Origin of the sequence: Spongiactinospora sp. TRM90649, assembly GCF_029382225.1 — a bacterium.
Lineage (GTDB): Bacteria > Actinomycetota > Actinomycetes > Streptosporangiales > Streptosporangiaceae > Spongiactinospora.
The window spans coordinates 164,461-179,882 of sequence record NZ_JARLTC010000012.1 but is presented as its reverse complement, the minus strand read 5'-3'; the positions used below and the strand labels follow the sequence as shown (position 1 = coordinate 179,882).

General features: G+C 70.0%; 15 protein-coding genes. 13 read left to right on the top strand and 2 right to left on the bottom strand.

Annotated features, from left to right (window positions below; all coding sequences use genetic code 11):
• Positions 1-6: 6 nt before the first annotated feature.
• Complete coding sequence (locus P3X83_RS17155) at positions 7-639, top strand: CBS domain-containing protein (protein ID WP_277306093.1); 633 nt, start codon at positions 7-9, stop codon at positions 637-639.
• 3 nt (positions 640-642) lie between these two features.
• Here the strand turns inward: P3X83_RS17155 and P3X83_RS17150 are convergent, their stop codons facing one another.
• On the bottom strand, positions 643-1,197 hold the full coding sequence (locus tag P3X83_RS17150; protein ID WP_277306092.1) for a GNAT family N-acetyltransferase: 555 nt from the start codon (positions 1,195-1,197) through the stop codon (positions 643-645).
• A gap of 264 nt (positions 1,198-1,461) precedes the next feature.
• Between P3X83_RS17150 and P3X83_RS17145 the strand changes: the two genes are divergently transcribed.
• The 6 genes from P3X83_RS17145 to P3X83_RS17120 all read left to right on the top strand — a co-directional run bounded on the left by P3X83_RS17145 (position 1,462) and on the right by P3X83_RS17120 (position 7,801).
• The gene (locus tag P3X83_RS17145; protein WP_277306091.1) at positions 1,462-3,063 is read left to right on the top strand and encodes an ABC transporter substrate-binding protein; all 1,602 of its coding nucleotides are present in this window, start codon (positions 1,462-1,464) and stop codon (positions 3,061-3,063) included.
• A 72-nt stretch (positions 3,064-3,135) separates the two neighbouring features.
• Entirely contained in the window at positions 3,136-4,080 is a 945-nt protein-coding gene (locus P3X83_RS17140) for an ABC transporter permease (RefSeq protein ID WP_277306090.1), read from the top strand.
• On the top strand, positions 4,077-5,021 hold the full coding sequence (locus P3X83_RS17135) for an ABC transporter permease (RefSeq protein WP_277306089.1): 945 nt from the start codon (positions 4,077-4,079) through the stop codon (positions 5,019-5,021). The genes P3X83_RS17140 and P3X83_RS17135 overlap by 4 nt, the downstream gene beginning before the upstream one ends.
• The gene (locus P3X83_RS17130; protein ID WP_277306088.1) at positions 5,018-6,022 is read left to right on the top strand and encodes an ABC transporter ATP-binding protein; all 1,005 of its coding nucleotides are present in this window, start codon (positions 5,018-5,020) and stop codon (positions 6,020-6,022) included. Before P3X83_RS17135 ends, P3X83_RS17130 begins: the two co-directional genes overlap by 4 nt.
• Positions 6,019-7,062, top strand: coding sequence for an ABC transporter ATP-binding protein (locus P3X83_RS17125; protein WP_277306087.1), 1,044 nt, complete (start codon positions 6,019-6,021; stop codon positions 7,060-7,062). The genes P3X83_RS17130 and P3X83_RS17125 overlap by 4 nt, the downstream gene beginning before the upstream one ends.
• 58 nt (positions 7,063-7,120) lie before the next feature.
• Positions 7,121-7,801 carry a GntR family transcriptional regulator gene (locus P3X83_RS17120; RefSeq protein ID WP_277306086.1) on the top strand — a complete coding sequence of 227 codons (681 nt, stop codon included), beginning with the start codon at positions 7,121-7,123 and terminating at the stop codon, positions 7,799-7,801.
• Between the two features lie 66 nt (positions 7,802-7,867).
• Here P3X83_RS17120 and P3X83_RS17115 read toward each other — a convergent pair whose 3' ends face one another.
• Entirely contained in the window at positions 7,868-9,037 is a 1,170-nt protein-coding gene (locus P3X83_RS17115) for an RNA-guided endonuclease TnpB family protein (protein ID WP_277306085.1), read from the bottom strand.
• A gap of 134 nt (positions 9,038-9,171) precedes the next feature.
• Between P3X83_RS17115 and P3X83_RS17110 the strand changes: the two genes are divergently transcribed.
• Genes P3X83_RS17110 through P3X83_RS17085 form a run of 6 tightly spaced genes read left to right on the top strand, consistent with a single transcriptional unit; the run spans position 9,172 to position 15,422 of the window.
• Positions 9,172-10,302, top strand: coding sequence for a thiolase family protein (locus P3X83_RS17110; protein WP_277306084.1), 1,131 nt, complete (start codon positions 9,172-9,174; stop codon positions 10,300-10,302).
• A gap of 12 nt (positions 10,303-10,314) precedes the next feature.
• On the top strand, positions 10,315-10,761 hold the full coding sequence (locus P3X83_RS17105) for an OB-fold domain-containing protein (protein ID WP_277306083.1): 447 nt from the start codon (positions 10,315-10,317) through the stop codon (positions 10,759-10,761).
• Positions 10,758-11,570 (top strand): enoyl-CoA hydratase/isomerase family protein, encoded by an 813-nt coding sequence (locus tag P3X83_RS17100; protein WP_277306082.1) that lies wholly within the window; start codon positions 10,758-10,760, stop codon positions 11,568-11,570. The genes P3X83_RS17105 and P3X83_RS17100 overlap by 4 nt, the downstream gene beginning before the upstream one ends.
• The gene (locus P3X83_RS17095) at positions 11,567-13,822 is read left to right on the top strand and encodes a CoA transferase (protein ID WP_277306081.1); all 2,256 of its coding nucleotides are present in this window, start codon (positions 11,567-11,569) and stop codon (positions 13,820-13,822) included. The genes P3X83_RS17100 and P3X83_RS17095 overlap by 4 nt, the downstream gene beginning before the upstream one ends.
• Complete coding sequence (locus tag P3X83_RS17090; protein WP_277306080.1) at positions 13,819-14,994, top strand: thiolase domain-containing protein; 1,176 nt, start codon at positions 13,819-13,821, stop codon at positions 14,992-14,994. The genes P3X83_RS17095 and P3X83_RS17090 overlap by 4 nt, the downstream gene beginning before the upstream one ends.
• The gene (locus P3X83_RS17085) at positions 14,991-15,422 is read left to right on the top strand and encodes a Zn-ribbon domain-containing OB-fold protein (RefSeq protein WP_277306079.1); all 432 of its coding nucleotides are present in this window, start codon (positions 14,991-14,993) and stop codon (positions 15,420-15,422) included. The genes P3X83_RS17090 and P3X83_RS17085 overlap by 4 nt, the downstream gene beginning before the upstream one ends.

Genomic DNA, 15,422 nt, shown 5'->3' with positions numbered 1-15,422 from the left:
GCAGTCGTGTGGACCAAGGTCGAGGCCATGATGAGCCGGTTCGCCGTGGCGGTCCTGCCGGACACGCCCTTCACCGGCCTCATCGCGGTGATCCGGCAGTACGACGTGGGCACCCTCACGGTCGTGGACGCCGCGCGGCGGCCGGTGGGGGTGGTCTCCGAGCACGACCTGCTGGTCCGCGAGGCCGATCCGTACGAACATCCGGGCACGCCGATCACCGCGGTCCGGGGCGGCACGGCGGGGGAGCTGATGACCACCCCGCCGGTCACCGTCACCGCCCACACCACGGTCCGCGAGGCGGCGCGGGTGATGCTGGAGCGCCGGATCAAGCAGCTCCCCGTGGTGGACGCGGACACGGGGGTGCTGGTCGGCACGATCCACCAGCGCGACCTGCTGAAGGTCTTCTCCCGCCCGCCCGAGGAGGTGCGCGGTGACGTGGAGGAGATGCTGCGCCGCTCGGGCGTGGCGTCGGACGACGTGGAAATCGACCTGGTGGACGGCGTGGTGACCCTCACCGGACGGCTCGCCCGCCGCTCCCAGGTCAACGAGGTGCTGGAGGCGGTCCGCGGCGTCGAGGGCGTGGTGGCCGTCGACGCCGCCCTGCGCTACGCCACCGACGACCTCGCCGCCCGGCCCTGAGGGTCAGCCGGTCAGGCTTCGGCGGTAGCGCAGTTTGCTGATCTGTCCGGGCTCGTCGGGATCGAAGACCTCGCTGCCGTCGTGCCGCCAGCCGCCGCGGTCGTAGAAGGCGCGCGCGCGGGTGTTGGGCGCGATGACCCACAGGGACGCCTCGGCGAATCCGGCCGATCGCAGCGCGCCGGTGGCGGCGATGATCAGAGACCGGCCCACGCCGGTGCCCCACACCTCGGGGACCGTGTAGAGCGCGCCGATCATGCCCACTCGCTCGGGATCGTCGTCATCGTCGTCGGTGGGGTGGAAGCGCGCGTATCCGACGAGCCGGCCGGCTTGTTCGGCGGCCAGCGTGCCGGCGCGCGGGGGGACCGCGTCGGCCAGCACTTCCTCCCAGGTCTTCGTCATCGCCTCGTGGTCGAGGCCGTCCAGGTACGCCTCGGAGAGCAGCCCGCGGAAGGCGGCCCGCCAGCTCGCGGCCTGGACCGCGGCCAGTGCGGAGGCGTCCTGTAGTGCGGCGGTTCTGATGTGAGTCGGTTCTCCCTGGTGAGGGAGCGGAAGTGTCATAACGGGCGATGTTACGCCGCCGTCGCCGGGGGTTCGACGAGTCGAAGTCAGGCCTTTACGGACGGAAGTTCGTATGATTTCATTTGTCAGACAAACGCGGATCCGACCTATAGGCGGTCCGCTCCGCAGGCCCCACTAACGGGATTCGGCAGCGACCCTGCACGCCCGACGGGTAGACGCCGCGGAGCGAACATCACGACTCGACCAAGGGGTGCTCTCCCCAGCGACCCCGGCATCTCAGATCTACCCTGGAGGCCTCTCCAGATGAGGACGAAACCGATTGTCGCGGTGGCCGCGGCATTACTGGCTCTCTCGACCGCCTGCTCCAGCGCTACCGGCGAACGCGGCGAACCGAACTCCGAATCCAGCACCGCCGCGGCGGGAAAGCTGGAACAGACCGTGGCCTGTCCCCCGGCCGAGAAGGGCGCGATCGATGAGAACGCGACCTTCACCTGGATGTACAGCGTCGCCAACACCAGTTTCGATCCGGACAAGGTGACCACCAGCAATAGCTGGATGTACCTCTTTCCGGTGTACGACACCCTGACGCGACTCGATGCCAGTGGCGACCCCCAGCCGATGCTGGCCAAGGAGTGGAAGATCGGCGACGGGGGCAAGTCGCTGACCCTGGAACTCATCAAGGACTGGAAGTACCACGACGGAACCCCGTTCGACGCCAAGTCGGTCAAGGCGAACATCGACCGGCACCGTGCCAAGGGCACGTTCAACGAGCAGGCGCTGTCCGACGTGCGCGAGGTGGAAGTCGTCGGGCCGCAGACCGTCAAGATCGGCACCGGTCACGGCGCCGCACCGCTGATCAGCATCCTCGCCAGCTCGGCGGGCATGATGATGAGCCCGGCCGTGTTCGACGATCCCGGACAGGCGAACATGCCCACCGGCGGGTCGGGCGCGTTCAAGGTGACCGGGTACGAACCGGCCACCAAGGTGGAGTACACGGCGGTCGACGGCTACTGGGACCCCGAGGCGCTGAACGTCGCCAAGATGGTCTTCCTGATCTCCAGCAGTGACAACGCCCGGCTGAACGCGGTCATCACCGGCCAGGCCGACGTCACGTTCCTGCGCTCGGCGATGTACGCGCCGGCCAAGGACGCGGGTCTGGTGATCTGCCAGAAGCCCAGCCTGGCCAGCTTCACCATCGCGCTCAACGCGTCCCACGCCCCGTTCGACAAGAAGGCCGCCCGGGAGGCGATGAACTACGCGATCGACCGCGAGTCGATCAACGAGCTGCAGGGCGGCTTCTGCCAGCCGGGCATCCAGATGTTCCCCACCTCCTACTACGCGTCCGATCCGAACCTCACCGCCGACAAGTACGCGTACGACCCGGCGAAGGCGAAGGAACTGCTGAAGGCCGCGGGCGTGCCCGACGGCTTCGAGTTCACCCTGGAGACCGACAATCTCGACGCCTACACGAGCGTCGCGGAGCTGATCCAGGCGAACCTCCAGCAGGTCGGCATCAAGATGAAGATCCAGCCGGTCGAGCTGCCGAAGCTCATGGAGAACTTCTCCGTGAACAAGACCGCCGACGCCGTGATGGTGCAGCAGAAGGCAGACGCCGACCCGAGCATCCAGATCGCGTCCTATTACCTGAGCAACGGCTTCAGCAACCCGGGCGGCTACTCGAACGCCAAGGTCGTCGAGCTGGACACCCAGGCCAAGGCCGCGCAGACGCGGGAAGAGCGCTCGGCCATCTACAAGAAGCTGTTCCAGGAGACGTTCGCCGACGCCGCGCCGCCGGTCACGTTGTGCCATCTCAACACGCCTCTGGCGATGAACGACAAAGTAATGGGCCTTGAGGTCTACGTCGACGGATCGCGACAGTTCCGCGGGGTGGCAATCAAGAAGTAATGGTTTTCCAGGTGGGTTCCCGGCGGCGTCGCGGCCGTCCGGAACCCACCTGGAAACGAACGGAGAACTCACGTGCTTCGTCTGCTCGGCATCCGGCTGCTGGCCATGGCCCCGCTGCTGCTCGTGGTCAGCTTCCTGATCTACAGCCTGATCGTCCTGGTCCCCGGCGGCCCGGAGGTCGCCCTGGCCGGGAGCAATCCGACGCCCGAAAAGATCGAGATGGTGCGCGAGAGGCTGGGGCTGAACGAGCCGTTCATCGTGCAGTACTGGACCTGGCTCACCGGCGCGATCGGCGGCGATCTGGGCACCTCGTTCGTGACCGGGCAGAGCGTCTGGTCCGCGATCGTCGACGGGTTCCCGGTGACGCTGTCCCTCGTGGTGCTGACCCTGCTGATCGCGGCGGTCCTCGGCCTGGCGCTCGGCCTGGCCGCGGCGCTGCGCCCGGGAAGCTGGATCGACCGGATCGCGACCGTCATCGCCAGCCTGTTCATGTCCCTGCCCTACTTCTGGGTCGGGATGATGCTGGTCCTGATCTTCGCCATCGACCTGCGGGTCCTGCCCGCCATCGGCTACGTGTCCTTCACCGAGAGCCCGGGCGACTGGCTCGCGCATCTGATCATCCCGGCGTTCGCCCTGGCCATCGTGCCGGTGGCGGTGGTCGCCAGGCAGACGCGCGCCTCGGTGACCGGGGTCCTGACCGAGGACTACGTGCGCACCGCCGAGGCCAAGGGCCTGCGCCCGGTGCGCCTGCTGGTCAAACACGTGCTGAAGAACGCGGCGGTACCGGTCGTCACGGCCTTCGGCGTGGAGGCCAACCGGCTGATCGGCGCCACGGTGGTGATGGAGCAGCTCTTCGCGCTGCCCGGCGTCGGCAAGCTCACCTATTTCTCGGTGTTCTCCCGCGACTTCCCGATGGTGCAGGGGATTCTGCTGATCACCGCCATTCTGATCATGCTCGTCAACCTGACCGTGGACGTCTCCTACGGCTACTTCAACCCGAAGATCAAAGCCTCATGACACAGAACAACGGACTGGAGTCCGCCGAACCCGTACTCATGACGGCGAGCCCGGTGACAATGCCCGGGGAACAGGACGGGCGGGCCAGGCGCGCCTCCCGGCTGGGCCGTCTCGCCCGCAGGTTCTGGGGCAACAAGCTCGCCGTGGCCGGGGGAGCGCTGCTGTTCCTCATCGTGGTGCTCACCATGGGCGCGCCGCTGCTGGCCCCGTACTCGCCCGAGCAGATCAACATCGCCGACCGGCTGTCCGGCCCGACGGCCGAGCACTGGCTCGGCACCGACACCCTCGGGCGCGACACGTTCAGCCGCCTGCTGTACGGCGGGCAGGTGTCGCTGGCCGCGTCCTGCCTGGCCGTCGCGATCGCCACGCTGATCGGCCTGCCGCTCGGCGTGCTGGCCGGTTACGCCGGCCGCAGCGTGGACTGGACCCTGAACCGGATGGCCGACATCCTGATGACCTTCCCCGCCCTGGTGCTCACCATCGCCATCATCGCGGCGGTCGGGCCGGGGGTGACCACCGCCATGATCTCGCTAGGCGTCGTCTACTCCTCGCGGCTCTTCCGGGTCATCCGGGGCGCGACGCTGGTGATCCGGCAGGAGGTCTACATCGAGGCGTCGATCAGCATCGGCACCCCGCGCACCACGATCCTGTGGCGGCGCATCCTGCCGAACGTGCTGCCGCCGCTGCTGATCCAGATCTCGTTCCTGCTCGCGTCCGCGCTACTGGCCGAGGTCACGATCAGCCTGCTCGGGCTCGGCGCGCTGCCGCCCACCGCGAGCTGGGGGAGCATGCTGGGCCAGGCGTTCACCGAGATCCGGGGAACCCCGTCGCTGGCCGTCTATCCCGGCATCGCGATCGCGCTCGCGACGCTCTCCTTCAACCTCGTCGGCGACGGCCTGCGCGACTCCTTCGGCCGTGAGACCAGAAAGGTGAAAGGGTGACCGAATCCTCCGGATCCCCCCTGCTCGGCATCGAGGACCTGCGGATCGACTTCGCCACCGAACGCGGCTGGACGAACGTGCTCAACGGCGTCTCCTTCGACATCCAGAAGAACCAGATCGTCGTCCTCGTCGGGGAGTCCGGCTCGGGCAAGACCGTCACCAGCCTGTCCGTGCTCGGGCTGGTCCCGCGCGCGCACAGCCGCAAGGCCGGCGGCCACATCTGGTACGGCGGCAGGGACCTGACCGAGCTGCCGGTGCGCGAGCTGCGCGACATCCGGGGCAACGAGATCTCGATGATCTTCCAGGAGCCGATGACCAGCCTCAACCCGGCGTTCACCATCGGCGACCAGATCGCCGAGGCGTACCGGCGGCACCGGGGCGGGAAGAAGCGGGCGGCGCTGGCCAGGGCCGCGGAGATGCTCGACCTCGTCGGCATCCCCAACGCCGGGAGCCGGGTGCGCGACTACCCGCACGAGTTCTCCGGCGGGATGCGGCAGCGCGCGATGATCGCCATGGCGCTGATCTGCGAGCCGCGGCTGCTCATCGCGGACGAGCCGACCACCGCGCTGGACGTCACCGTGCAGGCCCAGATCGTCGAGCTGCTCATGCGGCTGCGCGACGAGACCGGCTGCGGCATCCTGTTCGTCACCCACGACCTCGGGGTGGTGGCGGAGCTGGCCGACAAGGTCGTGGTGATGTACGCGGGCGAGGTCGTCGAGACCGCGGTCGCCCGCGACCTCTACATCCGGCCCCGCCATCCCTACACCGAGGGACTGCTCGCGGCGATGCCGCAGCAGGGGGTGAAGGGTCAGGACCTCCCCACCATTCCCGGACGCACCCCCGATCCGTGGGACATGCCGGCGGGGTGCCGGTTCAGTCCCCGGTGCGGGCACGCGCGCGAGGAGTGCCGGAGCGACGCGATCACCCTGCGCCCGCTGGACGACGGCCGCGCCTGCCGCTGCCGTCGCTGCGGCGACCTGACCCTGGCGGGTGTGCGATGAGCGCGGATCTCTCTCCCGGCGGACCGCTCGTGGACGTCCGCGACGTCAACGTCGTCTTCCGCAAGAAGGCGATGTTCAAGAAGACGCGGACCGTCGAGGCGGTCAAGAACGTCAGCTTCGGCATCGCGGCGGGGGAGACGCTCGGCCTGGTCGGGGAGTCGGGTTCCGGCAAGTCCACCACGGGCCGGGCGGTGCTCCGGCTCGTCCCGGTGGCCTCGGGCGCGATCTCCGTGGCCGGTCACGACCTGCTGCGGCTCGAAGGGCGCGCGCTGCGCAAGGCTCGCAGGCGCATGCAGATGGTCTTCCAGGATCCCTACTCCTCGCTGGATCCGTCGGCGACCGTCGCGGCGAGCGTCTCCGAGCCGCTGCTGGTGCACGACCGGTTGTCCGCGCGCGAGGCGCGGGCCCGCGCGCTCGACCTGATCGAGCTGGTCGGGCTGCGGGCGAGCTACGCGGACCGGTATCCCTACGAGTTCTCCGGCGGCCAGCGGCAGCGGATCGCGATCGCCAGGGCCATCGCGCTGAACCCGGACTTCATCGTCTGCGACGAGGCCGTGTCGGCGCTGGACGTGTCCACCCAGAACCAGGTCATCAACCTCCTTGAACGGCTGCGCGAGGAGTTCGACCTCGCCTACCTGTTCATCGCGCACGACCTGGCGATCGTCCGGCACATCTCCCACCGGGTCGCGGTGATGTACCTCGGGGGGATCGTGGAGAGCGGGCCGGCCGAGCGCGTCTACAACCATCCGGCGCACCCGTACACGCAGGCGCTGCTGTCCGCGATCCCCGATCCCAGCCCGCATCGGCGCAGGGGGGAGCGGATCGTGCTGGAGGGCGAGGTGCCGGATCCGGCGCGCCCGCCGTCCGGGTGTCCCTTCAGGACGCGGTGCAGGTTCGCCATGGACGTCTGCGCGGAACGGATGCCCGAGCGCACCGCCGTGGAGGGCGGCGGGGAGGTCGCCTGTCACCTGCAGACCAGCGGTCCGCTGCTGGCCGGCGCTCCGCTGGGGGATCTCACCGCCGCCGCGACCCGCCGTTGACGACCTCTTAACAGCAGACGTATGATTACATACGTCAGACAAACTCAGAGGAGATGAGATGGACCGGAAGCTCGACCTGGCCATCGAACGCCCTACCGAATCGGTGCCGGAGATGGTCGTCCGGCGGATCAGCAGGGCGATCGCCGATGGTCTGCTGCCGCCGGGGCGGCAACTCACCGAGCGTGAGCTGGTGGAGCTCACCGGGGTGAGCCGGGCTTCGGTCCGCGAGGCCATGCGGCTTCTCCAGACCCTCGGCCTGGTCGAGGCGTCGCCCAGCCGGGGCGTACGGGTCGCCGTGCTCGGCATCGCCGAGGTGCGCGAGATCTACGAGGTGCGCGACGCGCTCGAACCCGCCGCCGCCGAGTTGTTCGTGCTCCGGGCGACCGACGAGGAGGTCGCCGCCCTGGTGGAGAAGGTCCAGCCGAGACCCACCGGCGACGAGCGACTGAAGGCCATATACGAGTTCGACGAACTGCTCATCGCCGGGGCGCGCAACTCCCTGCTGGCCTCCATGCTCTCCCCTCTGCACACCCGCATCCACGCGCTGCGCAGCCTCTCGGTGACCATTCCCGGCCGCCACGAGGAATCGGCGCGGGAATATCGCGATCTCGCCGACGCGATCGCGGCCCGCTCGCCCGAGCGCGCGGCCGAGGCGGCGCACCGCCACGTGCGCGCCGCCGCGAAGGCCGCCCTGGAAGCGGTGCAGCTTCTTGAGAAACAGCAGCGGCCGTCCATGTGACGGCCGCCGACAGTAAGGCTTGATGCTGTTGACTTCTCCCCTTCCTGAAGGGAGGGGATTCCTGCTTCACCACCGACCGCCCGCCGAGGAGGTCTCCTCTTGAGGTCTTACGCCGGCTCCACAGGCGTTTCCACTCTCCGCCGGCCCGGCGGCGAGCACGTTACGGGCCGCGTTCACATCCCGATCATGGACGGCGCCGCAGGCGCACATCCACTCCCGGACGTCCAGCGGCATCCTCTCCCGCAGGGCCCCGCACGCCGAGCACAGTTTGGAGGAGGGGAACCAGCGGTCCACCACCACCAGGGTGCGCCCGTACCAGGCCGCCTTGTACTCCAGCATGCCCCGCATCTGCCGCCAGGACGCGTCGGCGACAGCGCGGGCGAGCGAGCGGTTCTTGACCATGTCGCGGACGGCCAGGTCTTCCACGGCGATCACTTGGTTCTCGCGAACAAGCCGTGTGGTGACCTTGTGCAGATGATCCCGGCTGCGATCGGCGATCCGGGCGTACACCTTCGCGACCTTGAGCCTGGCCTTGGCCCGGTTGTTCGAGCCTTTCTCCTTGCGGGCCAGAGCCCGCTGGGCTTTGGCCAGCCTGCGGCGGTCACGGCGTTCGTGGCGGGGGTTGGGGATCTTCTCCCCGGTGGACAGCGTGGCCAGGGCGGTGATCCCCACGTCCACGCCCACCGCCGCCTCCACCGGCGGCAGCGGGGCGATCTCCTCTTCGACCAGCAGGGAGACGAACCAGCGTCCGGCCGCATCACGGGAGACGGTCACCGTGGACGGCTCGGCCCCCTCCGGCAGCGGACGCGACCAGCGGACGTCCAGCGGAGCGTCCATCTTCGCCAGCGTCAGCCGCCCGTCGCGCCGGCGGAACGCCGAGCGGGTGTACTCCGCCGATGCCCGCGACTTCTTGCGGGACTTGAACGCCGGGTACCCGGCCCGCTTGGCGAAGAAGTTCGCGAACGCCGCCTGCAGGTGCCGCAGCGCCTGCTGCAACGGCACGCAGGACACCTCGGACAGGAACCCGAACTCGCCGCCGCGTTTCCACCTGGTGAGCATGGCCGAGGACTCCGCGTAGGAGACCCGGCGGCCGTCCACCCGGTGGGCGCGGGTCCGTTCTTCCAGGGCCTTGTTGTAGACCAGGCGGACGCAGCCGAACGTCCGGGCAAGCTCGGAGGCTTGCCCGGGGGTCGGGTGGAAGCGGTACCTATAGGCCCGCCTCACGACCTGCGCCACGCCTGGCATCGTATCGCGCGACCGGCCACGAGTCGCACGGTTGTTCGATTCGGTGGATTTGTCCGTCCTGCCCCGCGAAGCGGTAGTCCGTTTTCTCCCCTGCCTGAAGGCGGGGGTCTCCTCGGAGGCATCAGATGATCGCGAAAGACGTCGCAATCGTGGGTGTCGGCTCGTCCAACTTTCACAAGCTCTACGCGGAAAGAGACGCCTCGCGAGATCCGTACGGCCTGGCCGCGGACGCTTTCCGCGAGGCGTTGGACGACTGCGGCATCGACAAACACGAGATCGACGGTCTGTTGTGCACGAACCTCAAGTACGGCCGCATGGGCGACGTCCTCGGGCTCACGAACCCCCGGTTCGTCCATGACCTGGAGGGCACCGGCCGGATGAGCGGCGTGGCCCTCCAGGAGGCCTGCGCCATCGTCCAGAGCGGCCTGGCCGACGTCGTGGCCTGCGTATACGCCACCGTCGGCAGGTCCGTCGGGTTGAAGTACGGCGGCGAGGACGGCGGGCCGACCTCCGCCTACGACACGATGTACGGAATGACCTCGACGGGCGCCTACGTCTCGTTGATGTACCAGCGCTACCGCAAGCTCTACGGCGTACCGGACGACGCCCTCGCCCCCCTCGCCATCAACAACCGCCGCAACGGCGCGCGCAACCCCAACGCGGTCTTCCAACGGGAGATCGACCGGGACGAATACCTCGCCGCGCGGTTCATCGCGGAACCGCTGCGGAAACTCGACTACTGCATCATCAACGACGGCGCGGTCGCCTTCATCGTCACCTCGATCGACCGTGCCAGATCGATGCGCAAGACGCCGGTACGCGTCGCGGGAACCGCGGGCATGGGCGAACTGCGCAATCACTACACCAGCCCCGACTTCTATTTCTCGACGTGCGAGGCGGTCGGCGAAAGGCTCTACCGGGAGACCGGCATCGGGCCCGGCCAGATCGACTGCATGCAGGTTTACGACAATTTCCTGCCCACCATTCTTTTCACCCTCGAAGGCTTCGGCCACGCGCCGCGAGGAAGCTCCTGGGAGTGGGTCGCCGACGGCGCCGTCGACATCGACGGATCACGCCCGCTGAACACCTCCGGCGGACACACCAGCGAGAGCTACATGCAGGGCTTCGCGCTGCACGTCGAAGCCGTGCGGCAGCTGCGCGGCGAGGGCGGCGCCCGCCAGGTCGAGGGCTGCCGGACCGTCCAGTACATGTGCGCGTCGCCGATCGTCACCTCGCACATCTTCACGATCGATTAGCAGGAGTGGCCGATGAACGTGGCGGCCTACGCCAGGCTGTTGCCCGACATCACTGCTGATAACCAACCATTCTGGGACGGCTGCGCCGCCGGAGAACTCCGGCTGCAGACCTGCGGCGAGTGCGGAACCCACCGGTTCCCCGAGGCCCCCGTCTGCCCCCGATGCCTTTCGCGGGCCTGCGTCTGGCAGGCCGTGAGCGGGACCGGCACCCTCTGGTCCTGGATCACGATGCACCAGAAGTACTTCCCCGCCTTCGCCGACGAGGTCCCCTACCGGGTGGCCTACATCAAGCTCACCGAGGGTCCGTTCATGGTCGGCGCGCTCGTCGGCTCCCAGGACGGGCCGGAGCCGGAACCGGACCAGCCCGTGCGCGCGGTCTTCGGGCCGGACGCCACCGGCAGGCACGTGGTGCGCTTCGCCGTCCAGCCCTCCATGGAAAGGAAGGTCACCGCCCGATGAGCGAGACGACCGCGACCGAACGGCTCGTGCTGTGCGAGGACATCGGCGGAGGCGTCGCGCGCATCACGCTCAACCGTCCCGCCAAGCGCAACGCGATGAGCCGGGCCGCGCGCTCGGCCCTGCTCGACGCGCTCGACGCCTGCCACGGCACCGCCAAGGTCATCGTGCTCACCGGCGCCGGTCCCGCCTTCTGCGCGGGAGTGGACCTCAAGGAGGCCGCCGAGGAGCACCCCGACGCCGACTACGAGGCCGAAGGCCGCCGCACGAGCTGGCTGACGGTGCAGGAGCGGATCCGCAACCACCCGGCGATCGTGATCGCGGCGGTGAACGGCTTCGCGCTCGGCGGCGGGCTCACCCTGATCAACTCCAGCGACCTCGCCATCGCCGCCGAGGACGCGCCGATCGGCATGCCCGAGGTCGGCTTCGGGCTCTACCCCGGCCTGGCCGGTCCCTCGACGCAGCTCCGGCTCGGCCCCAAGCGGGCCGCCTGGATGGTGCTGACGGCCGAGCCGGTGAACGGCAGCACGGCGGCGGAGTGGGGCCTGGTGAACCTGGCGGTGCCCGCAGGCCGACTGGACACCGCCGCGCTCGACCTGGCCGGCCGCATCGCCCGGCACAACGCCGTCACCCTGGCGTGGGCCAAGCGGGCGCTGCGCGAGATCCCGATGCACATCTCCGACTGGACCACCGCGTTGCAGTACGGCGAGAGCGTCCGCGTGCAGATCCAGGCGCGCACGGACGTGCTCGACGACCCGCACGCGACGCACAGACGCGCGGTCGGCCGTCCCGACGAGGACGGGCGGGGATGACGGACCGTGAGCCGACCCCGCACGCCGTCGCGCCGGACCCGGTCCTGCGGGTGGTCGAGATCTCCGGCGGCGTCGCCGGGCAGGTCTGCGGCCGGTTGTTCGCCGGGTTCGGCCACACCGTCACCAAGTGCGAGCCGCCCGGCGGCGATCCGACGCGGACGCAGGAGCCCGTAGGCGCGGACGGCCTGGGCTTCACGTTCGCCGCGCTCAACGCCGACAAGCGCAGCGTGACCCTCGACCTCACCGGCGCGGACGGCCGCGCCCGGACGGCCGGCCTGCTGGCCGGAGCCGACATCCTGATCACCGACCTCGGCCCCGGCGCCGCCGAAGCCGCCGGGTTGTCCGCCGAACGGCTGCGCGCGGAGTTCCCCGGCCTGATCGTGGTGAGCCTCACCCCGTACGGCCTGGGCGACCCCCGCTCCGACCGGTTCGGCGACAGCTTCCTGGCCGAGTGCGTCGGCGGGCTGGCCACGATGGTCGGCGAGCCCGCCCGCTCGCCGCTCAGCCTGGGCGGCGAGCAGACCGCGCACGCCGCCGCGTTCGTCGCCTTCTTCGGGGCGATGCTCGCGCTGCGCCGTCCCGGCGGCGACGTCGTGGACGTCGCGCTCTGCGACGTCGCCGCGTACATCGACTGGAAGAGCGACGTCACCTACGCGCACACCGGCGACCTGCCCAGGCGTAGCGGCGCGAGCGCCGGGATCTGGCGGATCCTGCGGGCGGCCGACGGCTGGATCGGCGTGGTGTTCCAGCCCGCGCAGTGGGAGACGTTCGCCGCGCTGGTCGGCGATCCGGAGCTGGCCGACCCGCGGCTGCGCGAGGATCGCGGCCGGATCGACCTCGCCGGTCAGTGGTGGCCGGTGGTCGAGCGGTGGGCGGCCGGGCTGCCCATGCGGGAGATCTACCAGCGGGCGCAGCGGGCGGGCCTGCCGTTCGGCCACTTCGCCGACGTCGCGGACCTGGTGTCGGAGCCGCAGTACCGGGCGCGCGGGTTCATCACGCCGGACGGCGGGCACGTCGCCCCGGTCGTGCCCGCAGAGGGACTCGGCTGGCGCTGCGGCCCGCCGCCGCGGCTCGGCGACGCGCCCCCGGCGTCCGAGGGGGCGTCCCGACGGCGGGCCGGGCTCGGTAAGGAGGCCCCGCTGGCCGGGGTGACCGTGCTCGACCTGGGCACGATCACCGCGGGCGCGGCCACCGGCCGGCTGCTGGCGGACTACGGCGCGACGGTCATCAAGGTCGAGGCGGCGAACCGTCCCGACCCGTTCCGGCTGTGGCCGTCCGCCGACGGCTCCGGCGACGCCCTGGAGGAGTCGCCGCTGTTCGAGTCGAACAACGCCGGCAAGCTCGGCGTCACTCTTGACCTGAAGTCGCCGGACGACCTGAAGGTGATGCGGCGGCTCGTCGCACGCGCCGACGTGCTGATCGAGAACTTCACCGTCGGGGTCACCGAACGCCTCGGCATCGACCACGCCACGCTGCGCGAGATCAACCCCGGCCTGGTCTACCTGTCGCTGTCCAGCCAGGGCCAGTCCGGGCCGGAGGCGCACAGCCGCTCCTACGGTTCCACCCTCGACCTGCTGTCCGGCCTGGCCTCGGTGACCGGCTACGACGACGGCGACCCCGTCTGGTCGTCCGCCGACCTCAACTACCCCGACCAGATCGTCTCGCTGTTCGGCGCCGCGCTGGTGGTCTACTGCCTGAACCTGGGCGTTCGCGGCGTCCACCTCGACGTCTCCCAGCGCGAGCTGGTGAGCTGGACGCTCGCCGACCGCGTCGCGCAGTACCTGGAGACGGGGACGGTCGCGGCCCCCAGCGGCAACCGCCGTCCCGGCAGCGCCCCGCACGACGTCTACCGCTGCGCGGGCGACGACCGGTGGATCGCGATCGTCTGCCGGACCGGCGCGGAACGCGCCGCGCTGGCGAGGCTCGTCGGCGCGGCCGGGTACGAGCACGAGACGGCCGAGGTGTGGCACGAGCACCGGCGGGAGATCGACGAGGCGATCACCGGCTGGACCCGCGCGCGCACTCCGGAGGACTGCCTGCGCGAACTCACCGAGGCCGGGGTGACCTGCGCGCCCGTGCTGTCGGCGGACACGCGGGCGGCCGACCCGCACTTCGAGCGCCGCCGGGTGTTCCTGCCCGGCGTGCCACGCAGAAAGGGCTTCCCGCTGCGCCTGCGCGGATACGAGCCACCGGACCCGGCCCCGGCGCCCTCGCTCGGCCGGGACAACGCCATGTTGAGAGGAATGAGATGAACACCCGGGGAAAGCCCCTGATCGTCGGAGCCTACGAGCATCCCGGACGCGAACTCCCCGACAAGTCGCTCGCGCAGATCCACGCGGAGGTGGCGCTCGGCGCCGTCGCGGACGCCGGTCTGACGCTCGACGACGTGGACGGCTTCTTCTGCGGCCACGACGCCCCAGGCTACGGCGGCGGCTGGATATCCATGGCCGACTACCTCGGCCTGCGGAACCTCACCTACATGGACTCGACGGAGAGCGGCGGGGCCTCGCCGATCTACCACGTCTCCCACGCCGCGGCGGCCATCGCCGCGGGCAAGTGCAAGGTGGCGCTGGTGGCGCTGGCGGGCAAGCCGCGCACGGGCATCCAGCCCGGCGGGGGCGGGCCGGTGCCGCCGGAGGAGAGCTTCGAGGGCCGGATGTTCGGCGTGACCGGGCTGGTCAGCTCGTACGCGCTGTCGGCCAAGCGGCACATGTACGAGTACGGCACGACGAGCGAGCAGCTCGCCGAGATCAAGGTCGCCGCGACCATCCACGCCTCGCACAACCCCAACGCGTTCCTGCGCAAGGTGCTCACCGTCGAGGACGTGATCGCGTCCCCGATGATCGCGGACCCGCTGCGCCGGGGTGACTGCTGCGTGGTCACCGACGGCGGCGGGGCCGTCATCGTGGCCGCCCCGGAGGTCGCGAGGGACCTGGGCCGCAGGTCGGTCAAGATCCTGGGCCAGGGCGAGTCCGGCAAGCTCGTCAACGGCGGCCGGATCGACCTCACCTACACCGCCGCCGTGTGGTCCGGCCCCCGCGCCTTCGAGGAGGCCGGCGTCACCCAGCGGGACATCGACTACGTCTCGGTCTACGACAGCTTCACCATCACGGTCTTGGAGATCCTGGAGGATCTCGGGTTCTGCGAGAAGGGCCAGGGCGGGAACTTCGTCAGCGACGGCGCGCTGGTCGCCCCGCACGGCAGGCTCCCGTTCAACACCGACGGCGGCGGCCTGTCCAACAACCACCCCGGCCACCGGGGCGGCATCACCAAGATCATTGAAGCGGTCCGGCAGCTTCGCGGCGAGGCGAACCCGGGCGTGCAACTCGACGACTGCGAACTCGCGCTCGTCCACGGCAACGGCGGCGACCTGGGCACCCGGATGCGCGCCGCCACGATGATCCTCGGCAGGGAGGACGCATGAGCGAGGTACGTTCCGAGGCGGTTCTCCCGGTGCCGCTGCCGGTGGTCAACCCCGACACCGCGGAGTTCTGGGCCGCGACGGCCGAGGGCCGCCTGCTCGGCCGCCGCTGCGCGGATTGCAGCTCGTTCATCTGGTATCCACGCCCGATCTGCCCGTTCTGCCACAGCCAGAACACCGCCTGGGAGCCGCTGAGCGGACGCGGCGTGATCTACTCCTGCACCGTCGTGCGCCGCGCCGGCGGTGACTGGAAGGACGTCACCCCCTATGTCCTGGCCTACGTGGAACTCGACGAGGGCCCCCGGATGATGACCAACATCGTGGACTGCGACGTCGAGCGGGTCGCCATCGGCGACACCGTCGAAGTGATCTTCGAAGACACCGGCGCGGGCAGCGCCATCCCCCGTTTCCGCCCGGTGAGCGCCTCTTAG